Origin of the sequence: Lentzea sp. CC55 (genome assembly GCF_021056325.1) — a bacterium.
GTDB lineage: Bacteria > Actinomycetota > Actinomycetes > Mycobacteriales > Pseudonocardiaceae > Lentzea > Lentzea jiangxiensis.
Genome location: NZ_JAJCXE010000043.1, coordinates 18,579 through 39,808, shown reverse-complemented (window position 1 = coordinate 39,808; position 21,230 = coordinate 18,579). Strand labels below are relative to the sequence as shown.

The following is a 21,230-nucleotide window of genomic DNA, read 5'->3' as shown; positions in this document are numbered from 1 at the left end:
AATCGGGTCGTGGACAAGACGCGGTTGGGCATCGGGCTGGTCGTTGGCGTTCTCGTGCTGCAGACGGTGGCAGGTCTGGTCTGGAGCGCCGACGCCACGCTGACCGGGATCGGGCTCGCCTTCAACGCCGTGGCCGCGGTGTCGGTGGTGTTGCTGGCGCGGCGGGGCGGGCGGGCTGCCTGGGCCGTTGCCGGGTGGTGTGCCGGGTTCTTCGGGTGGCACGTGGTGGGGCTCGGTGAGCTGGCCGGCTGGTGGACGACCGGGCTGGACGCCGCGTTCCTCGTGGGTGGCGGGTACCAGGTCTCGGTCGTCTACCAGGCGGTGCTGGCGACGGCGGCGGGGTTTGCCGTGCACCTGTTGTTGCCCCGTCAGGACCAGGTTTCCGCCACGTAGGTGTCGAAGCTGGTGGCCGGGCGGCCCAGGAGGGTTTCGAGATCGGTGGTCGGGGTGGCCAGCACGCCTGCTCGCATGCCCTCGTAGAGCATGTTCAGTTCGGTGACCACCTCGTCGGGGACGCCCTGGGCGCGCAGGTGCTGCGCGTACTCGTCCGGGGTCAGGCGGGTCAGGGTGGTGGTGCGGCCGGTGGCCGCGGAGATCTTGGCCAGCGCGGTGTCGAACGTGACGGGTTCCGGGCCGCTGAGGTTGTAGGTCCGGCCGTGGTGGTCGTCGGTGGTGAGGGCCAGGGCGGCCGCCTCGGCGATGTCGGCCACGTCGACGAACGGCTCCGGGGTGTCGTCGACCGGGAGGGACAGGGTGCCGGCCTCGACCTCGGCCTGCCAGACCTCTTCGGAGAAGTTCTGGGTGAAGTTGTTGGCCCGCAGGATGGTCCACGTCGCCGTACTGGCGCGGAGCGCCGCTTCGGCGGCTCGCATGCCTTCGAAGAGGGCCGGTGGTGTCTCGTCGAGGCCCCGGCCGGAGAGCAGGACCAGGCGGCGGACGCCCGCGGTGGTGGCCAGGTCGGTGAACGGGGCCGCCGCGGCCGGGTCTTCCGGGGCGATCAGGTAGACGGCGTCGGCGCCTTCGAGGAACGGCTTCCACGTGGTGGTGTCGTTCCAGTCGAAACCGGTGGAGCGGGAGGCCTTGCGGACGGTGATGCCGCGGGTCTCCAGGCTGCGGACCACCCGGCGGCCCGTCTTGCCGGTGGCGCCCACGACCAGGATCTCTTGTGTCATGGGGACAGCCAACCTCCACGGCCGGGGCCGCGACATGGGCGAGAGTTCATCGATGATGTTCGATCGTTCAGGCCGTATCTTGAGGAGCATGGAGCCGTTCGACGAACTGCTGCGCGGGATGCGCGCGGAGGGCGCCGGGGTGCGCCGGACCGAGGTGGACGGGGCGGAGGTGTTCGGCGGGCTCACGTTGTGCGCTGTGGCTTCGGGTGAGGTCGAGGTGCGCGGTGAGGTCGCGAAGGCCGGGGATATCGTCGTGGTGCAGGGCGCTGTTGCCGTCGAGGGGCGGGCAACGGTCGTCAGTGGCACGTACGACGCCATGGGAGCGGTGGCACGGCGCCTCGTCTCGATCCTGCCCGGAGCGCTGGTGGTGCCCGGGACCGAGGAGTGCGCGGCTTTCTACGGGAACATCGGCCTGGGTGGGCCCGGTGTGGTGGCGGACCGGTTCCTCGACTGGTTGATGGTGTGCGCCCTGCGGGACTGGTTCGACCGCGAGCACGGTGACGGGTGGCCGGCCGCCCTCGCCGACGAGGTGGTCGGGCCGGTCCTCCACTCGATGCACTCCGATCCGGGACGGGCGTGGACGCTCGCCCTGCTGGCCAGGGAGGCCGGGGTGGCGCGGACGACGCTGGCCGGGCGGTTCGCCCGGCTGGTCGGGGTGCCGCCGCTGACCTACCTGACGCGGTGGCGGATGGCGTTGGCGGCCGACCTGCTGGCCGAGTCGGGGGCGACGGTGGCCTCGGTGGCGCGCAGGGTGGGGTACGCGGACGCGTTCGGGTTCAGCGCCGCTTTCAAGCGCGTGCACGGGTTCAGCCCGAGCGAGTGCCGCAGCCGGTGCGCCGCGAGCGCGTGACGTCCGGGTGCGCGGGTCGGTGAAGACGGACCTCGACCACTGCCGCACACACCGGATCACGGGTACGGCCAGCCGTTCGGCGCGCACACCTTCCCGTCCTGCGGGATGACGGCGCCCTGCGGCACGCCGCCGGTGATGCGGACGATCTCGTCGTTGGCGACGCTGAACGTCTGCTGCATCATCACCGGCGCCGGTCCGCCGGCCACGCCGCACGGCTGGTGCCCGTACCCGAACGCGTGGCCGACCTCGTGGTTGACCACGTACCTCCGGTAGGAGTCGAGGTCCGGCAGGAACGCGACCGCGCCGCGGAACCAGCGCGCGGCGCTCAGGAAGACCAAGTTGCCGTCACGGCACGAGACGTCGACCGGGATCTCGAAGCCGCACACGGCCCGCGCGGTCCGCTGCGACGTCAGCCTGATGCGCAGCGAGGCGGCTCCCGAGCCGCGTTGCACCGAACGGGCGCCGCGGGCCGTCCAGCCGCGCGGGTCGGCGAGCGTGGCGTCCACGAACGCCGAGAAGGCCTGCTCGTCCACGGTGATGCCGTTCTCCACCTCGACGGCGTAGGTGCGGAGCGGGCCCGTGCCGACGACCGGGCCGTTTCCCGGCACGACGTGGAACGTGCCCGCGCCGGCCACCGGGAACTCGGGGCCGTCGGGCAGGTCCGCGCTGGACGTGTACACACGCGGCGGCGGTGGCGGCGAAGAGGACGAGGCAACGGTGACGGGCGGGGCGGGCGACGTCGGCGCGGCCGCGGGGGACGTCACCCCGGCCGGCTGGGCCGTCGTCAGCAGGATCGCGGTCAACGCGACCGCCGCCAGCACCAGGTGCGCCTTCATGGCGGCCACGCTGGCCGGAACTGATGAAGAACCTGTTTGCGTTCCGCTTGCCTGTCGTGAAGACCTGCATACTGCGCACCGTGTGTGCCCACATCCTCGTCGCCGAGGACAACGTTCACCAGGCTGAACTCGTCCGCCGGTACCTCGAGCACGACGGGCACTCCGTGGTGGTCGTCCACGATGGACGGGCGGCGATCGACGAGACGCGGCGCCGCAACCCCGACCTGCTGGTGCTGGACGTGATGATGCCGCTGGTCGACGGCATCGACGTGCTGCGCGCGGTCCGCACCGGGTCGGACGTGCCGATCGTGCTGCTCACCGCGCGGTCCACCGAGGACGACGTGCTGCTCGGCTTCGACCTGGGCGCGGACGACTACATCACCAAGCCGTTCCGGCCGAGGCAGATGGTGGCGCGGGTGCGGACGATCCTGCGGCGCACCGGACGTGCGCGCGAGACGAATGCGACGGTGCTCAAGGTCGGCGATCTGACCGTCGACCCGATCCGGCACGAAGTGCGCATCAAGGACGAGCTGGTGAGCCTCACGCCCGCCGAGTTCCGCCTGCTGGCCAAGATGGCCGCGCAGCCGCAACGGGTGTTCACGCGCGAACAGCTGCTGGAGGACGGGTTCATCACCGCGCGCACGGTCGACGTGCACATGATGAAGCTGCGCCGCAAGATCGAGCAGGACTCGCGCCGGCCGGAACGCCTGCTGACCGTCTACGGCATAGGGTACAAGCTCGTATGAAGAGCCTGCTCGTCCGCTTCTTCCTGTTCTCGCTGGTGATCGCGGCCTGGTCGATCGCGGTCACGGCGTGGCTCGCGAGCCAGGCGACGACGGGCACGATCCGCCAGGAGCAGGGCGAGGCGCTCGTGACGGATGCGCAGATCCTGGACGAGCTGGTGCGCTACTCGGCCACGCACGAGGACTGGACGCGCTCGAAGGACGTCGTGGAGGTCATCGCGGAGAAGCACGGCCGCCGCATCGCCCTGACCGACGGCAACGGCAAGACCCTGGTGGACACGGGCCGGGAAAACGCGCCGCAGCTGCCGATCACCCCCAAGGCGCTCGTGGACCCGTTGAACGTCAACGGGAGGATCGACCCGAGAGCGGTGGGCCCGTTCAAGCTCACCGACGAGGAGCGCAGGAAGCTGCGGAGCTACGCGGACGAGCTCCTCGCGTGCACCAACAACAGGATCAACATCGTCATCGCGCCCAACGGCCGGCCGCGGTTGCCGAACCTCCGTCCCGGGGAGCTCTCGCTCTGGGAGGACTGCACGGTCGGCGACCGGCTGTACGTCCTCACCGCCACGGAGCTCACCGCGTACGCGGAGCTGCACCGGTTGTTCTCGGCGTGCGCCGACGCGCTGCCCGGGCGCCTGCGGCTCGGGTACAAGGCTCCCGCTCCGAAGTCGTTCGACTGGGAGGTGACCACCGTCAGCGGCGAGCCGCCGGAGGTCGTGGAGTGCATGGACGGCGCGCGGCGCGAGCAGCTCAGACCGCACGTCGCCGCACCGGTGCAGCTCTTCCTCACGGCGACCACCGGCGACGAGCCGCAGACGATCGACCTGTCCACGACCGGCACCACCCGGATCACGGTGGTGGCACTGGGGATTCTCACGATCGCGGGCTTCGCGTCGTGGGTCACGGCGACGCAGCTCGTGCGTCCGATCCGCGCTCTCACCGCCGCCACCAAGCGCACGGCCGAAGGCGACCGCACGGCACGTGTGGACGGTGGCGCGGGTGAGATCGGTGAGCTGGCGCGGTCGTTCAACGCCATGTCCGAGAAGCTCGCCGAGACCGAACGGCAGCGGCAGGCGATGGTGAGCGATGTCGCGCACGAGCTGCGCACGCCGTTGGGCAACATCACCGGCTGGCTGGAGGCGACGCAGGACGGGCTCGCCGACCCGGACCCGCACCTGATCGGCATGCTGCTGGAGGAATCCCTTCTGCTGCAACGACTCGTGGACGACCTGCACGACCTCGCGCAGGCCGACGCGGGCACCCTGAAGCTGCACCCCGAGCCGATCGCGCTCGACGACGTCGTGGACCAGGTCGTCAACGCCCAGCGGAACCGCGAGGTCCTGCTGCGGGCCGAGACGACGCCGGTGCACCTCACCGCGGACCCGGTGCGACTGCGGCAGGCGCTCGGCAACCTCGTGGCGAACGCCGTCCGCTACACCCCGCCCGGTGGTGAGGTGGTCGTGAGGCTCTTCCGGTCGCAGGACAGCGCGGTCCTCGAGGTCGCGGACACCGGCACCGGCATCGCTCCCGGCGACCTGCCGCACGTGTTCGACCGCTTCTGGCGAGCCGACAGGTCCCGCAGCCGCACCACGGGCGGCAGCGGACTCGGGCTCGCCATCACGCGGCACCTGGTCGAGGCGCACGGCGGCGCGGTGTCGGTGACGAGCGAGCCCGGCCGGGGTTCGACGTTCCGGATCAGCCTGCCGGCATGAGGCCCAGCAGGTCGACGTTGATCATCCCGGCCGCCTGGGCGCCCTGCGCGGCGGCGACGATCACGATGGCCGCCGGGTCCGTGACGTTGCCGGCCGCGTAGACGCCGGGAACGCTCGTGCGGCCCTTGGCGTCCGTGCGCACGAACTGGCCGGCCGGTGTTTCCACGGTTTCGGCGCCCAACGCCAGAAGGAACTCGTCGCGCGGTTTCACCGGTGCGGAGTACACCAGCGCGTCGGCCGGTACCCGCCGGTCTCCCGAGATCACCGCGACGAGCCGGTCGTCCTCGACCTCGACGCCGTCGACGGACGGGACGTGCGTGACGTCGTCCGACCACTGCCGGACCAGGGCGACCTTCATCTCCTCGCCGAAGACCACGAGCTTCTGGTCGCGGACCTCGTAGCCGTGGCAGTACGGGCAGCCGAAGACGTCACGGCCCCAGCGGTCGCGCAGGTTCTCCGGCACCTCGTCGACCAGGCCGGTCGCGAACAGCAGGCGTTGAGCCCGCACCGTGCGGCCGGTCAGTTCGACGGCGAACCCGTCATCGGTCCTGGTGACGCCGCGAACTTCGTCGTTGACGATCTCGCCGCCGTAGCCCTCGACCTCGGCACGCCCGTGCTTGAGCAGTTCCAACGGCGAGAAGCCGTCGCGAGAGAGGTAGTTGTGCATGTGCGCGGCCAGCGCGTTGCGCGGCTCGGCACCGTCGACCACGAGCACGCTGCGACGGGCCCGGGTCAGCATCAGGGCGGCGCTCAGCCCGGCCGCTCCCCCACCAATGATCACCACTTCGTAGTCCATGCTCCGAGGGTGCGGTCGACAGCCCGGTTTTGGCAAAGTAAGTTGCTGTTATGGCAACAACCTTGGGCCAGCGCCTGGCCGCCCTGCGCGCCGAGCACGACCTGACGCTGGCGGCGTTGTCCGAGATGACGGGCATTTCGAAGTCGACGCTGTCGCGGCTGGAGACCGACCAGCGCAAGCCGACGCTCGAGCTGTTGCTCCCGTTGTCGCGGACCTACCAGGTGACGCTGGACGACCTGGTCGGCGCGCCCGAGGTCGGCGATCCGCGCGTCGCGATGAAGCCGCGCCAGCTCGACCACGGCCGCGTCGGCATCCCGCTGACCCGCTCCATCGGGCCCCTGCAGGCGTGGAAGATGATCATCACGGACTCGGAGCTGCACGAACCGCGCGTGCACGAGGGTTACGAGTGGTTCTACGTGCTGAGCGGGCGGATCCGGATGCGGCTCGGCGACAAGGAGATCGTGCTGCGCGCGGGCGAGGTGGCCGAGTTCGACTGCCGGCAGCCGCACAGCTTCAGCAGCGCGGACGGCAGGCCCGCCGAGATCATCAGCCTGTTCGGCAAGCAGGGAGAACGCATCCACACCCGCGCGGCGCCGCCGGACAGGTCATAGTGGGGGCATGTGCCGAAACATCCGGGTGCTCCACAACTTCGAACCGCCGGCCACCTCCGACGAGGTGCAGGCCGCGGCGCTGCAGTACGTGCGGAAGGTGAGCGGGGCGGCCAAGCCGTCCGTGGCGAACCAGGCCGCGTTCGACCAGGCGGTCGCGGCCGTGGCGGCGGCGACGCGGGAACTGCTGGACGCGCTGGTCACGACGGCTCCGCCCAAGGACCGCGAGGTGGAGGCCGCGAAGGCGAAGGCCAGGGCGGCCGAGCGCTACGCGCGTTAACGGCGGACGCGGGTGTCGAGGTACATGCAGATCAGCTTGGCCGCGACGCCCGCGGAGCCGACGATGAAGGCCTGGTCGGGCCCGAGAGTCACGGCGATGGCCCACAACAGCAGCGCGATCAGCACGAGGATGACAGTCACCTGCGCCGCGTGCGGCCAGCTTCCCAGGTGGGCGAGCCACCTCGCCGACTGCCGCGGCTGCGGAACCTCCACGTCACCCGCTCTATCGGGTGAACGCTCCGCTTTGACCGCCATCGTGCTCCTCCGCCGTGATTCCTCCGGACGGATCCATTCTCCTGAGTTGATCTTCTACGGAGTGTCACTCCACCGGGTCATGCGGTGAGCGTTGGGTGAGCGTCGGCGAACGGCAGACGAACGGTCGTTCGCGTGATCGGTTGCCAGCCCATCACCGTCCGTTCACCGATTGCGACCCAGGTCGCAACGGTACGTATCCCCCAACCGAGTGATCCTCAACTCTGCGTAGCGGATGGGCCGTTCGGAGCAGGCCCGTTTTTGTCAGACCTCTCGGATAACGTCAGGTGAAGCTCGCGGTACGAGGGGAGAAAACGTTGCCGGACAACAACGTCAGCGTCACCGCACTGTCGTTCACCGAGTACGTCATGAGCGGTCAGCGTGGACGCATCAACATCGTGTCGGAACAGCGGGGGATGTACCTGGCCTCCGACACGCGGGTGTGCGGGTTCTACAACCCGATCCGCGACGCCATGCGCCGAGCGGTCAACTCGACCGAGCCGGAGATCGAGCTCGAGAAGGCGGTCATGAGCGCCAACCGCACGGGCCAGCCGCGGGCGTTCGAGGAGATCGCCGAAGGCTTCCTGCCCTGGCTGGCGTCGTTCAAGGCGACCGGTGTGCCGGTGGAGGGGGCCACCTACCGCGCCGGTGAGCTGACCCTGAAGGTGCGGCCGCACCTCGGGCTGCGCAAGAAGGACGGGTCGACCTACGCGGTGCTCGTGCACACCAAGGAGGCCCCGCTGACCAGGGAGGCGGCGAACGTGGCGCTGCGGATCCTGCAGCACACGGTCGCGGACACGCTGCCCGGCGCCACGCCGATGGTGCTCGACGTGCGGCGCGGCAAGGCCTACCAGATGCCGGCGCGGACGAACCTCGGCAAGCTCGACGTGCTGATCGCCGCCGAGGCCGTGGGGTACGTGACGCACTGGAAGCTGTCCGGCCTGTTCGAGTCCGTCCAGGTCGGCTAGGGAGACACCGTGTCGCGGAGCGCGGACCTCGTCGCGTTGCCGGGTGGGAGCAGCGGCGCGAGCAGGAGCTGACCTGGGCCGAGGCCGAGGACCACGTGGGGTTCGCGTTCCCGGCCGACTACAAAGAAACTCCTGTCGGCGGCGCGGTCTTCGACCACGTCGTCTCGGTGATCTCGCCGATCGCCGACGAGGACTCGCTCGACGACTTCACGACCGACGTGCACGCCGCCCCGGAAGGCCTCGTCCCGCGGGGGACGGCGGCCGAGGGCGGCTGCACCCCGCACTGGCGGGCCGACGGCCCACCCGGCCGGTGGACGATCACGTTGTGCGACAGCGAGTTCTCCGAACAGGAGGACCACGACGGGCCGGTGTCCGCGTTCCTCCACGACCTGCTCACCGGGGAGGTCGTGAGCGGGCTCGTCGCGGTCACCCCGGCCCGCAAGCCCGCTCTCTGGCCCGTGACTCCCATCTCACGGGACACGGCTCAGCAGGTCGCGAGCAACCCGGCGAGCGCGTCGTGCTCCGCCTGGTCGGCGGTGAGCTTGTAGTTGATCTTCACCGCGATCCAGTGCCGCGCGTACGTGCAGCCGTACGCGGCGACCGGAGGCTTCCACTTCGCCGGGTCCTGGTCGCCCTTGGAGCGGTTGGACTTCGCGGTCACCGCGATCAGCTGGATCCCGCCGAGGTCGTTGGCGAACGCCTTGCGCTGCTCGTCGGTCCACTTGTCGGCGCCGGAGCGCCAGGCCTCGGCGAGCGGCACGGTGTGGTCGATGTCGACCTCGCCACCGTCCTTGATCACCACGCCGTCGTAGGCGCTGGTCCAGGTTCCCGACGTGGCCTTGCAGTCCTTGTCCGACTTCACGTCGACGCCCTGGCGCTGCAGCACGATCTCCCTGGTGTCGCAGGAGTTCCCCTGCGAGGCCCAGTGCGGGAAGCGGTCGCGGCTGTAGCCGGCCATCTTGCCCTCGGGCGCGATGACCAGTGCGGCTAGGTCGGACGAACCGGTCGGGGCGGACCCCGTGGGCGCGGGGGTGGCAGGCGGGTTCTCCTGCGGGGACTGGAGTTTCGTGAGGTACCAGCCCACCGCCACGAGCAGCAGGAAGACCACCAGTGACGTCACCGCCGCGCGATTCATGCGGCAATGATTAACCATGCGAATCACGGACCGATCACCCGGCCCGTGATCCGCATGGCGCGGTCACGGGCGCGAGGTGAGGTAGCCGCCCATGTTCTTGAAGTACTCGTGCGCCCCGAGCTCCACGCCGTCGGCGGTGCGAACCTTCTTGACCAGCAACGCCTTGCTGCGGCCGCGGCGGGCCTCGGCTCCCGCGACGACCGCGACACCGTCACCCTCGCGGTAGAAGATCCGGCCGGGGGTGCCGCCGTAGACCGCGGAGGAGACGTCCGCCTCGATGATCTCCAGCCGCCGGCCGCGGTGGAAGCAGAACGCGCTCGGGTACGGCGCGCACTGCGCACGCACCAGGCGGTCCAGCTCCTCGGCCGTCCAGGTGAAGTCGATGCGCAGGTCCTCCTCCGCGCGCTTGTGGAAGAACGAGGCCTGCGAACGGTCCTGCTTGGTGAAGTCCGTGCGGCCGGAGGCGATCTCGGCGAGGCCGTCGACGGTGATCGGGCCGAAGAGCTCCAGCGTCTTCTCGAACAGGACCGCGGTCGTGTCGCGCGGGCCGACCGGGACCGAGCGCTGCAGCACGATGTCGCCGGCGTCGAGCGTGTCGTCCATCATGTGGGCCGTCACGCCGACTTCCTTCTCGTCGTTGAGAAGCGCCCAGATCAACGGCGAGAAGCCCGCGTACTTCGGCAGCAGCGAGTCGTGCACGTTCAACGTGCCGTGCTTGGGCAGGGCGAAGACCTGCGGCGGGATCCAGGTGCGCCAGTTGCACGCGACGATCACGTCCGGCTCCGCGGCCTTGAGGGCGTCGAGCAACTCCTGGTCCTCGGGACGCTCGCGGACGAGGACGTCGACACCGTTCTCGCGCGCCAGGTCCTCGACCGAATCGCTCCAGACCTTCTCGTACGCACCCTCACCCTTCGGGTGGGTCACCACCAGGACGACCTCGTGCTCGGACGCCAAAAGTGCCTGCAGGGTGCGATGACCCCAGGTCTGGAACCCGAACATGACGACCCTCATGGGGGTGTCCTCCTTCACTCCGGTGCGTTACGGTCAGGCTAACCTAACTGACGGCTTGCCAAGATAGCTTAGGCTGCCCTAAGTTCGGTGCTCATGCATCCGATCTACGACATCGTCGGTATCGGGTTCGGTCCCTCGAACCTGGCGCTCGCCATCGCGCTGACCGAGCACAACGAGCAGGCCGAAACCCCCGTCACCGCGGTGTTCCTGGAACGCCAGCAGGCGTTCGGCTGGCATCGGGGCATGCTGCTCGACGACGCCACCATGCAGGTGTCGTTCCTCAAGGACCTGGTCACGATGAGGAACCCGGCCAGCCGCTTCTCGTTCCTGTGCTACCTGCGCGACCGCGGCCGGCTGATCGACTTCGTCAACCACAAGAACCTGTTCCCGCTGCGCGTCGAGTTCCACGACTACTTCGAGTGGGCGGCCGCGCAGGTCGACGACGTGGTCTCCTACGGCACCGAAGCCGTTGGCGTGGAAGCGATCCAGGACGACCTGTTCGAGGTGACGACGGCCACGGGTGACGTGTACCACGCCCGCAACCTCGTCTTCGCCACCGGACTGCGCCCGACCGTGCCCGAAGGCGTCGCGCTGTCGGACCGCGTGTGGCACAACAGCGAGTTCCTGCACCGCGTCGGCGAGCTCACCGACCCGAAGCGCTGCGTCGTCGTGGGCGCCGGGCAGAGCGCGGCGGAGGCCGTGGCGTACCTGCACCGCGAGTTCCCGCGTACCGAGGTGTGCTCGGTGTTCTCCCGTTACGGCTACTCCCCCGCGGACGACAGCTCGTTCGCGAACCGGATCTTCGACCCCGAGGCCGTCGACCACTACTTCGACGCGCCGGACGCGGTGAAGCGGCGGCTGATGGAGTACCACCGCAACACCAACTACTCCGTCGTGGACGTCGACCTGATCGCGCAGCTCTACCGCACCACGTACCGGGAGAAGGTGCTCGGCACCGAGCGCCTGAAGATGATGAAGATGACCCGGCTCGTCGCGGTCGAGGAGACCCGGGACGGCGCCCGCGCGGTGATCCAGTCGCTGGTCACCGGCGAGCAGGAGTTCGTCGACACCGACCTCGTGCTGCTCGCGACCGGGTACGACGAGGCCATGCCGATGCTCGGCTCGCTGGACGAGATGTGCGCACGGGACGAGGCCGGCCGCCTGGTCGTGGGCCGCGACTACCGCCTCCAGTCGTCGCTCAAGGGCGGCATCTACCTGCAGGGTGGCACCGAGCACTCGCACGGCATCACGTCGTCGTTGCTGTCGAACGTCGCGGTTCGATCGGGTGAAATCCTGGCTTCGGTGCTCACCCACACCCCTGTGCCGGTCCTCGCGACCGCGTAAGACTCACCGGGTGGAACTCGACCTGAAGCTGACGGGCTGCCGGGCCATCACGATGGACCCGGCACGCCCCGCCGCGCACACCATCGGCATCTGGCAGGGCCGCATCGCCGGACTGGACGAGCAGGTCGCGGACCTGCCGGCCGCCGAGACCGTGGACCTCGGCGGCGCCGTGGTGCTCCCCGGTTTCATCGACGCCCACACGCACCTCGCGTGGAACGGCCGTCGCACGATCGACATCACCGGCCTGGCGACCGCGGCCGCCGTCCTCGACCGCCTCGCCGGCGCTCCCGGCACCGGCTGGATCGAGGCGTCCGGCTACGACCGGCGGATCATGGACTCCCCGCTCACGGCCGCCGACCTCGACCGGATCAGCGGCGACAGGCCCGTCTACGTCGCCGACCTGTCCGGGCACGCGTGCGTCGTGAACTCCGCGGTGCTGCGGCGGCTGCCGGAGATCACGAGCGACGGCTGGCTCACCGAGAACGAGCAGCTGGCCGCGCGCACGTTGCGCCTGCCGTACTCGCTCGACGAGATCACCGCCGAGCTGCACGAGAGCGCACGGCAGGTGCTCGCCGAGGGCGTCACGATGTGCGCGGAGGCGGGCATCGGCGCGGGCCTGATCGCCAGCAGCCCGCTGGAGGCCGCCGCGTACCAGCGCGCCCGGCTGCCGATCCGCGTGCAGCTCATGGTGTCCGCGCACGTCCTGCACGACGTCGCCGCCGATCCGGCCGACCGGATCCCCCGCGCGATCGACCTGGGCCTGCACACCGGGTTCGGCGACGACATGCTGTCGTTGGGCGCCATGAAGCTGTGGACCGACGGCGGCATGATCGCGCGCACGGCCGCGTTGACGGAGCCGTACGCGGGCACGGACAACTCGGGTCAGCTCGCCGAGTCCGAGGAGCTCATGCGGGCGGCGATCGTCGACGGGCACCACGCGGGCTGGCAGCTCGCGATCCACGCGATCGGCGACCGCGCCATCGACTTCACCCTGGACGCCGTGGCCGAGGCGCAACGGCAGCGGCCACGCCCGGACGCTCGGCACCGCGTCGAGCACTGCGGCCTGGTCCGTCCCGACCAGCTCGACCGGATCGCGGCCCTGGGGCTGGTTCCCGTCGTGCAGCCGACGTTCCTGCACGCGTACGGCGACGACTACAGCGAGATCATGGGCGAGGAGCGGGCGCCGTGGCTGTACCGCGGCAGGTCGTTCCTCGACCGCGGGATCACCGTCGCGGGCAGCTCGGACCGGCCGGTGGCGGACGGGGCGCCGTTGCGCGCCATCGAGTTCATGGTGCGGCGGCGGTCGTCCGGCGGCCGCGCGGTCGGGCCGGACGAGGCGATCACCGTCGAGGAGGCGATCCACGCCTACACCCTCGGCAGCGCCTACGCGTGCCGCAAGGAGCACGTGCTGGGCAGCCTCACGCCCGGCAAGCTCGCGGACCTCGTGGTGCTCGGCGACGACCCGCGCACGAGCGACGCGATCGCGGACATCCCCGTGCTGGCCACGGTGGTCGGCGGCGCCTTCAGCTTTCAGCGATCTTCTTGATGGCCGCCAGCCTCGCGTCCCACTGGGAGGCGAGGCCGGCCATCCAGGTGGCCGTGGCGTCCAGCGCGCCGGACCGGACGGAGAAGTTGTTCTCCCGGCCTGCGCGTTCGGACGCCACCAGCTCCGCCCTCTCCAGCACGGCCAGGTGCTTCACGATCGCCTGCCTGCTCACCGGCAGCTCGGTCGCGAGCGCCGACGCCGACACGGCGCCCTTCGCGGCGACCAGGTCGAGGATCCGTCGGCGCATCGGATCGGCGAGCGCGGCCAGCACGTCATCGACCTGACTCACTTCTCCAGGTGCTCCCGCAGCTCGTCGAGTTCGTGGCCCCAGCCGTCGACGTTGCCGGACGCGTACCGCTCCTGCTCCTCCGACGGCAGGTCGAGCTGCGTGAACCCGCTCTCCACGACCCGCAGCAGCGTGCCGCCGTCCTGCGGGACGAGCGTGAACTCGACCAGCGTCGCGTTGCCGGGCACCGGGTCCGGCCCGAGCGGACCCGACCAGCGCCACGAGAAGAACGTCTCGGGCTCGACCGCCTCGATGATCGCACGCCCGGTGCCGTGCTCGGTCCACGTGAGGGTGACCTCTCCGCCGGGCGCCAGCTCCGACACCGTGGCCCCCGCGTCGCCGAACCACGTGCCGAGGTGCTCGGCCGAGGTCAGCGCGTTCCAGACGCGCGCGGGCGACGCGTTGACCAGCACGTCGCGTTCGATCCGGTCCACCCGCCACCTCCTGCAACCAAGCGGTTGCAAAACAGGCTACTGCAGGTGGAACGTGGCTGCCAGCGTGGTGAGGCGGTCGGTGATGTCGGCGTGGACGTTGGTGCGGCGGACCCAGTTCTCACTGCCCGACGCCGCCGACGGTGCCGCCCCCAGAGGCGAGACGGCGTCCGTGACGCCGTACTCGAGCCGGTACGCGAGCACCGCGATCGCCGACTCCAGCCAGAACGACGGGTCCGGCGTGGGGATCTCGCCCAGGCCGACCCGGAACCACACGGGCATCCGCGCGTACTGCCCGAGCGCAGCGGAGATCCGCCGCGCCGCCGCTTCCCTGATCTCGCCCCGGGCCTTGCCGCCCGCGAGCACGGCCTCGGTGCGCCACTGCTCCCCCGTGGCGTCCTCGTCGGCCGCGAGCCGCTCGGCCGCCCGCCGCGCGCCGGCCTCGTTCGCGTTGATCAGCCACTCCATCTGGCGCACCTCGTGCGACAGCGCGTCCCGTTCGAACCGGGGCACCCGCCCACCGTCCAACCTGGACCGGGCCTCGTCCCGCCGGGCCTTGAGCCCGGCGAACTCGAGCACCTGCTGCCTCAGCTCGACCCGCGCGGGGTCGGCGAGGATCTCCTGCTCGGCGTCCCACGCCTTGCGCAACGCCTCGACCAGCGGCGCGATGTCGCCGGCCACCGCGTCGAGGTCGGCCAGCGGCCCGTCCCCGGCACCGGACAACCGCCGCTCGAGCACCGTGAGCCGGGCCGTGACGCGCTCGAGCTCCGCCGTGAGCTGACCGACGTGGCTGATCAGGGTCGCGACCTGCGGCTCGACCGCGTCGAGCCGTTCCTTCTCCGTGGGCACTCGACCAGCGAACCCGACCGCGGCGACCCCGCCAAGGCGGTGACCACCTTTTGCACGCATTAGAGACGCACTTCCGCCCGACCGAGGAACCCAGCTCTCACGCACCGTCACGACCATGCGTGAACTGGCGCAAAACGAGGTATTAATGACAAATGGCGACCTCTACGACGGAGACCGAACGCAAGTACGAGGCCCCATCGGACGCGAGTCTGCCGGACCTCACCGAGATCACCGGCGTGGCCGCCGGCCCGGAGGAGTTCGACCTCGAAGCCACGTACTTCGACACGGACGACTACCGGCTGGCCCGCGCCGGCGTCACCCTGCGCAGGCGCGTCGGCGGCCCGGACGAGGGCTGGCACCTGAAGCTCCCGGCAGGTGAGGACTCCCGCGAGGAGCTCCACGTCCCCCTGGGCCGCGCGACGAAGAAACCCCCGAAAGACCTCACCTCCCTGGTCCGCGCCCACACGAGGGGCAACGACCTCACCCCGGTCGCCGAGATCCGCACCAACCGCCGCCGCTGGCAGCTGACCAACGGCAACGGCGACATGCTCGCCGAGGTCGTCGACGACGTCGTCACCGCGCAATCCCTGGGTTCCTCGACCACCACCAGCTCGTGGCGCGAGATCGAGGTCGAACTCGGCGAGAGCGGCGACCGCGAACTCCTCGACACCGTGGAACGCCACTTGGGCGACGCGGGCATCGTCCCGTCGTCCTCGAAGTCCAAGCTCTCCCAGGTGATCGGCGTCCGGCGCGACTCCGGCCCCACCCTCGGCAAGAAGCCGACGGCGGGCGACGTGGTCCTCGCCTACCTCTACGAACAACGCGCGGCCCTGCAGAACCAGGACCCGCGAGTCCGCCGCAACGAACACGACGCCGTCCACCAGATGCGGGTGGCGACCCGCCGCATGCGCTCGGCGCTGCAGGCCTTCGGCAAGATCGTGGACCGGGAACGAACCCGAGCCCTCACCGACGAACTGAAGTGGCTCGCCGGGGTCCTCGGCACCTCCCGAGACCTGGAAGTGCTCCGCAAGCGCTTCGAAGAGGGCCTCCACGCCCTCCCGCCGGAACTGGTGCTGGGCGACGTCGCGGCCCGCCTGACGCGACACTTCGCCCCGCTGGAAGCCAAGGCGCACAACGACTCCGTGGCGGCGCTCGACAGCAAGCGCTACTTCGCGCTCCTCGCGAGCATCGACACCCTCCTGACCGAGCCACCCCTGACCGCCAAGGCCTCGGGCAAGGCCAAGGACGTCCTCCCCGGCCTGGTGGAAAAGGCCCGCCACCGCCTCGACGTCCGCGTGGAAGCGGCCCTCGCCACCACCGACAGCGACGAACCCCTGCACGAGGCCCGCAAGGCGGCCAAACGCCTCCGCTACTCGGCCGAGGTGGCCGAACCGGCCCTGGGCAAGCACGCCGAGGCCCTCCGCAAGCGGGCCAAGGACGTCACCACCCTGCTGGGCGACCACCAGGACTCGGTGGTGGCCCGCCCGGTGCTCCTGGACCTGGGCAGGGGCGACGAGAACGGCTTCACCTTCGGCCTGCTGTACGGCAAAGAGGTGGAGCTGGCACACAAGACGGAAGCAGACCTCCCGGCCTTGTGGCGCAAGCTGTCCAAGGAACATCTCTAGCCAAGAGCAGCCCCGCGATGCCGAAGGCGAGCCCAAGCGAAGGCGAAGCCGAGCAGTCTTCCCGAGGCACTCCGGTGGGGTGGCTTCGTCACGAGTCGTGACACAGCTCCTGCTGCATCTGAGAAGGGGTGTCAAACCGCCACGCTCTTCGGCGGTTTGACACCCCTTCTCAGATGTGGCCCGCTCCTGGCTCGACTCGTGACGAAGCCACCCCACCAACGCAACCACCAACGCAACAGCAAGCCGCCCAACGCACCAGGCGTGCCATCAACCCGCCAACGGCGCCGGCCCGGCTTCAGATCAGATCGGCGGGGTCCGGGGCGGAGCCCCGAGCGGTAAACAGGACCCACCAACGCAACACAACCCCAACAGGAGCGCCCAAGGTGACCGAGAACCCCCTGCAACACCTGGTCCCCCACCCGGTGAAGGTCACCCCATCCCCAGGCACCCACACGCTCACACCGGACACCACCATCCAGGCCACCGCAGCCGCCCGGGAACCGGCAGAGCGCCTGGCGGAGATCCTCCGCCGCTCAACGGGTTTCGCACTACCGGTCAACGACGCCACCGGTCGCATCCGCTTCACCGACGGCGCAGCCGAGGACCAGGGCACCGAGGGCTACCAGCTGGACGTGACCCCGGATGCAGTCACCATCAGGGCCAACTCCCCGGCCGGCCACTTCAACGCGATAGCCACCCTGCGCCAACTCTTCGATCCCAGAATCGAAGCCCAGTCACCACAGCGAGGCCCCTGGCAGATCCCCGCGGTCAGCATCCGGGACCACCCCAGGTACCACCACAGGGGCGCGATGCTGGACGTGGCAAGGCACTTCTTCACCCCCGCCGAGGTCAAGCGCTACATCGACCAGATCGCCGCCTACAAGATCAACTACTTCCACCTGCACCTGACCGACGACCAGGGCTGGCGCCTGGAGATCAAGAGCTGGCCCGACCTGACCAGGACGGGCGGCTCGACGGAGGTGGGCGGGCGAACCGGCGACCTCCACTACACGCAGGCCGAGTACGAGGACCTGGTCGAGTACGCGGCGAACCGCGGCATCACGGTGATCCCGGAGATCGACGTGCCGGGCCACACCAACGCGGCCCAGGCCAGCTACCCGGAACTGAACGACGACGACAGGGCCAAGCCCCACTACACCGGCACGGACGTGGGCTTCTCCTCCCTGGCCATCCACAAGGACGTCACCTACACCTTCGTGGAGGACGTCATCCGGGAAGTAGCCGCGCTGACCCCGGGCCCGTACCTCCACATCGGCGGCGACGAAGCTCTTTCCACCTCGGAGGAGGACTACGCGACCTTCATGACGCGAGTGCTCCCGCTGGTCAAGAAGTACGGCAAGACGGCCATCGGCTGGCACGAGTTCATCAAGACCAGCGACGACCCGGCGACGATCCCGCAGTTCTGGGGCACCACGACGACCGACGACGACGTGGCCGCGGCAGTGCGACGCGGCCACAAGGTCCTGATGTCCCCGGCCAACCACGTCTACCTGGACATCAAGTACGACGACACCACGACGCTGGGCCTCGTCTGGGCGGGCCTGGTCGACGTCAGGGACACCTACGACTGGAACCCCGGCGCCCACCTGGAGGGCGTGTCCGAGGAACACGTCCACGGCATCGAAGCTCCACTGTGGACGGAAACCGTCACCACCTCGGCGGACGTCGAGCACATGGCGTTCCCCAGGCTCGCCGCGGCGGCCGAGCTCGCCTGGGCCCCGGCCGAGGTCCACGACTGGGAGGCGTTCGCCCCGCGCCTGGCCGCCCAGGCCGAGCGCTGGCGGGTCCAGGGCGTCCGCTTCCACCCCAGTCCCCAGGTGCCCTGGCCCGGCCAGGACTAGAAGTAGCCCCGCCCGCGGTCGGAGTAGCTGACGACCAGGTGCTTGATGCGGCGGTACTCGGCGAGCGCGTTGGTGCTCGCCGGGTACGCGTAGTAGTTGTTGACCCACACCCGCTCGGCGCGCAGGTCCCTGCCCACGTTGTGCGCCAACGCGATGTCACGGCACCAGATGCCGGCGCCGAGCTGGGAGGCGGCGTCGTTGGCGATCTTCAGGGCGTCGTCGCGGTCGTCGAACCTCGTCACGGACACGACGGGGCCGAGCACGTCGTCGGCGAACACGGACGAGCGGTGGTCGCCCTCGAAGATCGTCGGCTGGACGTAGTGGCCGTCGGCCTCGCCGCCGGTCACCAGGCGGGCGCCCTCCGCCTTGCCGCGCTCGACGTACGCGAGCACCCGATCGCGCTGCGCGAGGCTCACGACGGCGCCGACCACGGTGTCCGTGTCGAGCGGGTCACCCAGCTTCAACGCCTGCGTGCGTTCGGTGGCGAGGTGCAGGAACTCCTCGTGGACGGCGGACTGGAGCAACGCGCGCGACGGGGCCGTGGCGGTCTCGCCCTGGTTGGCCGCGAACATCGCGAAGCCCTCGAGGGCCTTGTCGAGGAAGCCGTCGCGGCGCGCGGTCACGTCGGAGAAGAAGATGTTCGGGCAGCGGCCGGACGTCGCGGGGTGGTCGGCTGAGCCGGTGACGACGTTGACGACGCCGGGTGGCAGCAGGTCGGCGATCACGTCGATCAGGACGTGGACGGACGCCGGCGTCTGCAGGGCGGGTTCCAGGACGACGGCGTTGCCGGCGGCCAGGGCGGGTGCGAGGACGCGGCAGGCGTTCAGCAGCGGGAACGTCCACGAGACGCGTTCGTGGACGACGCCGAGCGGCTGGAACGAGCGGTAGTCGCAGGTGTCGCGGCCGAGCTGCTCGACCTCGCCGACCTCGGCGCGGACGACGGCGGCGTACTGGCGGAAGAGCTCGATCAGCATCGGCACGTCGGCGACCAGGGCCTCGCGCACGGGCTTGCCGTTGTCCCAGGTCTCGGCGACGGCGAGCTCGGTCGCGTGCTCCTCGATGCGGTCCGCGATCTCGCACAGCACGGTGGCGCGCTCTCGCGCCGTGGTGTTCCCCCACGCCTGTGCGGCGCCACTGGCGGCGTGCAGCGCACGGGCCCGATCCGCGTCGGTCCCGCGTGCGACCTCGGTGAACACCTCGCCGGTCACCGGCGTGACGTTCTCGACGTACTCACCGGACACGGGCGCCACGTGGTCGCCGCCGATGAAGTGGTCGTACCTCGGCCGGTACGCGACCACGCTGCCGGGCTGACCCGGTGCCGCGTACTGCGTCATTCTCAGCTCCTGCCAGAAGATGGCCCACTGCGGGACTGTCGCGGGGAAAATGAGAAAGTAGGCAGCAGTACGTTGCATGCCCGTTGCAAGCCGTGGATGGATCAGTGGCCCACGACCCTGGGCAACACGCACTGTTGCTGAGTCGCGTCAGAGATGCCGTGTTGAGTGGTACTCGCACGGTCGATTTGCCACGCTCGGTGATTTCCGCGTCGTGGCAGCGGTCACTCGCCGCGAACGTCGATCCCGACCTGCACACCGCGCCGACCGTGTTCGCCGCCGACGAGTTACCCGACCTGCGCGAACGCCACCCGCTGCACCCGACGCTGCCGCTGCTGCGCGAGACGCTGCTCGGTTTCGCCGAGGAAGCCAAGCACATCATGATCGTCGCGGACGCGCAGGGCCACATCCTGTGGTGCGAGGGCTCGAAGGACACCCGCGGCAGTGCCGAGGACGTCGGCCTGGCGGCGGGAACGCTGTGGTCGGAGGGCGCGGCGGGGACGAACGGCATGGGCACCGCGCTCGCGGTGAACTCGCCCGTCACGGTCCACTCGGCCGAGCACCTGGTGCGGACGTACCACCACTGGACGTGCGCGGCGAGCCCCATCCGCGATCCCGACACGGGGACCACGATCGGGGTCGTCGACCTGAGCGGCCCGATCGAGACCGTGCACCCCTCGATGGTCGCGCTGGTGTCGGCGTCGGCCCGGCTCGCGGAGTCGGAGATGCTCGCGCGGATGCACGCGCAGGACGAGGAGCTGCGGTCGCGCAACATGCGGCACCTGATCGCGCTGCGCGGTGAGCCGGGCGCGCTGCTCAGCCCCACCGGGCGGGTCGTCGCGGTCGAGCCGTACGGGTTGCTGCCGTCGCGCGTCGACGTCTCCGCGGACAGGGTGCGGCTGCCCGACGGCCGGGAGGCGGTCCTCGAACCGCTCGCCCAGGGCTACCTGCTGCGCATCCCCCGTCAGCGCCACGTCCGGCGCAGCGTGCTGTCGCTGTCGTTCCTGCTGCCGGAGCCGAAGGTCGTGCTGGACGGCCGCGAGGTGCCGATCTCGTTGCGGCACGCCGAGATCCTGTGCGCGCTGACGTTGCACGGCAGGCTGTCCGCCGACCAGCTCGCGCTGCGCCTGTACGGCGAGCGCGGCAACCCCACGACCGTGCGCGCCGAACTGCACCGGCTGCGCGCCCAGCTGGGCACCGACGTGCTCGCGACCAGGCCGTACCGGCTCACCGCCGACGTCGAGACGGACTTCCTGGCGGTGCGGGCCGCGTTGAAGGACGGCGACGTGCCGCTGGCCGCGAGCAGGTACCGCGGGTCGCTGCTGCGCCGCTCGGAGGCGCCCGTCGTGCTGGCCGAGCGGGACGACCTCGCGACCGGCGTGCGCACGGCGGTCCTGGCGCGTGGCGACGCGAACGCGTTGTGGACGTTCACCCAGACCGACTCGGGAGAGCACGACGTCGAGGCGCTGGAACAGCTGGTCAGGCTCTTGCCGCCGGACGACGTGCGGCTCGCCATCGCCACCGCCCGGCTGAGGAGGCTCAATCAGGACGATTGACAAGACTCTCAGCACGTGAATATCTTCCTTACTAAGAT

23 protein-coding genes are annotated in these 21,230 nt (G+C 70.3%); 13 read left to right on the top strand and 10 right to left on the bottom strand.

Annotation, left to right across the window (positions count from 1 at the left end; all coding sequences use genetic code 11):
* Positions 1-9: 9 nt before the first annotated feature.
* The gene (locus L6E10_RS27425) at positions 10-393 is read left to right on the top strand and encodes a hypothetical protein (RefSeq protein WP_236222774.1); all 384 of its coding nucleotides are present in this window, start codon (positions 10-12) and stop codon (positions 391-393) included.
* Here L6E10_RS27425 and L6E10_RS27420 read toward each other — a convergent pair.
* Complete coding sequence (locus L6E10_RS27420; RefSeq protein ID WP_236222773.1) at positions 369-1,172, bottom strand: NAD(P)H-binding protein; 804 nt, start codon at positions 1,170-1,172, stop codon at positions 369-371. The genes L6E10_RS27425 and L6E10_RS27420 overlap by 25 nt on opposite strands.
* A gap of 88 nt (positions 1,173-1,260) precedes the next feature.
* Between L6E10_RS27420 and L6E10_RS27415 the strand changes: the two genes are divergently transcribed.
* On the top strand, positions 1,261-2,022 hold the full coding sequence (locus tag L6E10_RS27415) for an AraC family transcriptional regulator (RefSeq protein ID WP_236222771.1): 762 nt from the start codon (positions 1,261-1,263) through the stop codon (positions 2,020-2,022).
* A gap of 56 nt (positions 2,023-2,078) precedes the next feature.
* Here the strand turns inward: L6E10_RS27415 and L6E10_RS27410 are convergent, their stop codons facing one another.
* Positions 2,079-2,858, bottom strand: a complete 780-nt coding sequence (locus L6E10_RS27410) for a DUF3152 domain-containing protein (protein ID WP_236222769.1) — start codon at positions 2,856-2,858, stop codon at positions 2,079-2,081.
* 80 nt (positions 2,859-2,938) lie between these two features.
* On the opposite strand from L6E10_RS27410, the gene L6E10_RS27405 reads away from it, so the two are divergent.
* The gene (locus L6E10_RS27405; RefSeq protein WP_236222767.1) at positions 2,939-3,604 is read left to right on the top strand and encodes a response regulator transcription factor; all 666 of its coding nucleotides are present in this window, start codon (positions 2,939-2,941) and stop codon (positions 3,602-3,604) included.
* The gene (locus L6E10_RS27400; RefSeq protein WP_236222765.1) at positions 3,601-5,313 is read left to right on the top strand and encodes a cell wall metabolism sensor histidine kinase WalK; all 1,713 of its coding nucleotides are present in this window, start codon (positions 3,601-3,603) and stop codon (positions 5,311-5,313) included. The genes L6E10_RS27405 and L6E10_RS27400 overlap by 4 nt, the downstream gene beginning before the upstream one ends.
* On the opposite strand, the gene L6E10_RS27395 is transcribed toward L6E10_RS27400, so the two are convergent.
* Complete coding sequence (locus L6E10_RS27395; RefSeq protein ID WP_236222764.1) at positions 5,297-6,109, bottom strand: NAD(P)/FAD-dependent oxidoreductase; 813 nt, start codon at positions 6,107-6,109, stop codon at positions 5,297-5,299. The two genes, L6E10_RS27400 and L6E10_RS27395, sit on opposite strands and share 17 nt — an antisense overlap.
* 50 nt (positions 6,110-6,159) lie before the next feature.
* Here L6E10_RS27395 and L6E10_RS27390 point away from each other — a divergent pair, with 50 nt between their 5' ends.
* Positions 6,160-6,720, top strand: coding sequence for a helix-turn-helix domain-containing protein (locus L6E10_RS27390; RefSeq protein WP_236222762.1), 561 nt, complete (start codon positions 6,160-6,162; stop codon positions 6,718-6,720).
* 7 nt (positions 6,721-6,727) lie between these two features.
* Complete coding sequence (locus tag L6E10_RS27385) at positions 6,728-6,997, top strand: DUF2277 domain-containing protein (RefSeq protein WP_236222760.1); 270 nt, start codon at positions 6,728-6,730, stop codon at positions 6,995-6,997.
* On the opposite strand, the gene L6E10_RS27380 is transcribed toward L6E10_RS27385, so the two are convergent.
* Positions 6,994-7,209: a hypothetical protein gene (locus L6E10_RS27380; RefSeq protein WP_236222758.1), complete on the bottom strand. Its 216-nt coding sequence runs from the start codon at positions 7,207-7,209 to the stop codon at positions 6,994-6,996. The genes L6E10_RS27385 and L6E10_RS27380 overlap by 4 nt on opposite strands.
* Positions 7,210-7,565: 356 nt before the next feature.
* Between L6E10_RS27380 and L6E10_RS27375 the strand changes: the two genes are divergently transcribed.
* Together L6E10_RS27375 and L6E10_RS27370 are read left to right on the top strand one after the other, a co-directional pair.
* On the top strand, positions 7,566-8,216 hold the full coding sequence (locus L6E10_RS27375) for a hypothetical protein (RefSeq protein WP_236222757.1): 651 nt from the start codon (positions 7,566-7,568) through the stop codon (positions 8,214-8,216).
* Between the two features lie 95 nt (positions 8,217-8,311).
* Positions 8,312-8,764: a hypothetical protein gene (locus tag L6E10_RS27370; RefSeq protein ID WP_236222755.1), complete on the top strand. Its 453-nt coding sequence runs from the start codon at positions 8,312-8,314 to the stop codon at positions 8,762-8,764.
* Here the strand turns inward: L6E10_RS27370 and L6E10_RS27365 are convergent.
* Together L6E10_RS27365 and L6E10_RS27360 are read right to left on the bottom strand one after the other, a co-directional pair.
* Positions 8,701-9,351, bottom strand: coding sequence for an HNH endonuclease family protein (locus L6E10_RS27365; protein ID WP_236222754.1), 651 nt, complete (start codon positions 9,349-9,351; stop codon positions 8,701-8,703). The genes L6E10_RS27370 and L6E10_RS27365 overlap by 64 nt on opposite strands.
* A 63-nt stretch (positions 9,352-9,414) precedes the next feature.
* Positions 9,415-10,362, bottom strand: coding sequence for a methionyl-tRNA formyltransferase (locus L6E10_RS27360; protein ID WP_236222753.1), 948 nt, complete (start codon positions 10,360-10,362; stop codon positions 9,415-9,417).
* A gap of 93 nt (positions 10,363-10,455) precedes the next feature.
* Here L6E10_RS27360 and L6E10_RS27355 point away from each other — a divergent pair, with 93 nt between their 5' ends.
* Both L6E10_RS27355 and L6E10_RS27350 read left to right on the top strand, forming a co-directional pair.
* On the top strand, positions 10,456-11,706 hold the full coding sequence (locus L6E10_RS27355; protein WP_236223010.1) for a lysine N(6)-hydroxylase/L-ornithine N(5)-oxygenase family protein: 1,251 nt from the start codon (positions 10,456-10,458) through the stop codon (positions 11,704-11,706).
* Between the two features lie 10 nt (positions 11,707-11,716).
* Positions 11,717-13,252 (top strand): amidohydrolase, encoded by a 1,536-nt coding sequence (locus tag L6E10_RS27350; protein ID WP_236222751.1) that lies wholly within the window; start codon positions 11,717-11,719, stop codon positions 13,250-13,252.
* Here the strand turns inward: L6E10_RS27350 and L6E10_RS27345 are convergent.
* From L6E10_RS27345 to L6E10_RS27335, 3 genes are read right to left on the bottom strand one after another with little or no spacing between them, the layout of a single operon-like run.
* Entirely contained in the window at positions 13,230-13,541 is a 312-nt protein-coding gene (locus tag L6E10_RS27345; RefSeq protein ID WP_090100231.1) for a helix-turn-helix transcriptional regulator, read from the bottom strand. The two genes, L6E10_RS27350 and L6E10_RS27345, sit on opposite strands and share 23 nt — an antisense overlap.
* Complete coding sequence (locus L6E10_RS27340) at positions 13,538-13,972, bottom strand: SRPBCC family protein (protein WP_236222749.1); 435 nt, start codon at positions 13,970-13,972, stop codon at positions 13,538-13,540. The genes L6E10_RS27345 and L6E10_RS27340 overlap by 4 nt, the downstream gene beginning before the upstream one ends.
* A 36-nt stretch (positions 13,973-14,008) precedes the next feature.
* Entirely contained in the window at positions 14,009-14,818 is an 810-nt protein-coding gene (locus tag L6E10_RS27335; RefSeq protein ID WP_236222748.1) for a hypothetical protein, read from the bottom strand.
* 152 nt (positions 14,819-14,970) lie between these two features.
* On the opposite strand from L6E10_RS27335, the gene L6E10_RS27330 reads away from it, so the two are divergent.
* On the top strand, positions 14,971-16,443 hold the full coding sequence (locus L6E10_RS27330) for a CYTH and CHAD domain-containing protein (protein ID WP_236222746.1): 1,473 nt from the start codon (positions 14,971-14,973) through the stop codon (positions 16,441-16,443).
* 383 nt (positions 16,444-16,826) lie between these two features.
* The gene (locus L6E10_RS27325; protein WP_236222744.1) at positions 16,827-18,305 is read left to right on the top strand and encodes a beta-N-acetylhexosaminidase; all 1,479 of its coding nucleotides are present in this window, start codon (positions 16,827-16,829) and stop codon (positions 18,303-18,305) included.
* Here the strand turns inward: L6E10_RS27325 and L6E10_RS27320 are convergent.
* Positions 18,302-19,639, bottom strand: a complete 1,338-nt coding sequence (locus L6E10_RS27320; RefSeq protein WP_236222742.1) for an aldehyde dehydrogenase family protein — start codon at positions 19,637-19,639, stop codon at positions 18,302-18,304. The genes L6E10_RS27325 and L6E10_RS27320 overlap by 4 nt on opposite strands.
* A gap of 197 nt (positions 19,640-19,836) precedes the next feature.
* Between L6E10_RS27320 and L6E10_RS27315 the strand changes: the two genes are divergently transcribed.
* The gene (locus tag L6E10_RS27315; RefSeq protein ID WP_236222741.1) at positions 19,837-21,192 is read left to right on the top strand and encodes a GAF domain-containing protein; all 1,356 of its coding nucleotides are present in this window, start codon (positions 19,837-19,839) and stop codon (positions 21,190-21,192) included.
* Positions 21,193-21,230: the final 38 nt, after the last annotated feature.

Coding starts and splice junctions, on each gene's coding strand:
- L6E10_RS27420 (WP_236222773.1), bottom strand. CDS start 1,172: ATGACACAAGAGATCCTGGTCGTGGGCGCCACCGGCAAGACGGGCCGC.
- L6E10_RS27415 (WP_236222771.1), top strand. CDS start 1,261: ATGGAGCCGTTCGACGAACTGCTGCGCGGGATGCGCGCGGAGGGCGCC.
- L6E10_RS27410 (WP_236222769.1), bottom strand. CDS start 2,858: ATGAAGGCGCACCTGGTGCTGGCGGCGGTCGCGTTGACCGCGATCCTG.
- L6E10_RS27400 (WP_236222765.1), top strand. CDS start 3,601: ATGAAGAGCCTGCTCGTCCGCTTCTTCCTGTTCTCGCTGGTGATCGCG.
- L6E10_RS27395 (WP_236222764.1), bottom strand. CDS start 6,109: ATGGACTACGAAGTGGTGATCATTGGTGGGGGAGCGGCCGGGCTGAGC.
- L6E10_RS27390 (WP_236222762.1), top strand. CDS start 6,160: ATGGCAACAACCTTGGGCCAGCGCCTGGCCGCCCTGCGCGCCGAGCAC.
- L6E10_RS27385 (WP_236222760.1), top strand. CDS start 6,728: ATGTGCCGAAACATCCGGGTGCTCCACAACTTCGAACCGCCGGCCACC.
- L6E10_RS27365 (WP_236222754.1), bottom strand. CDS start 9,351: ATGAATCGCGCGGCGGTGACGTCACTGGTGGTCTTCCTGCTGCTCGTG.
- L6E10_RS27360 (WP_236222753.1), bottom strand. CDS start 10,362: ATGAGGGTCGTCATGTTCGGGTTCCAGACCTGGGGTCATCGCACCCTG.
- L6E10_RS27355 (WP_236223010.1), top strand. CDS start 10,456: ATGCATCCGATCTACGACATCGTCGGTATCGGGTTCGGTCCCTCGAAC.
- L6E10_RS27330 (WP_236222746.1), top strand. CDS start 14,971: ATGGCGACCTCTACGACGGAGACCGAACGCAAGTACGAGGCCCCATCG.
- L6E10_RS27320 (WP_236222742.1), bottom strand. CDS start 19,639: ATGACGCAGTACGCGGCACCGGGTCAGCCCGGCAGCGTGGTCGCGTAC.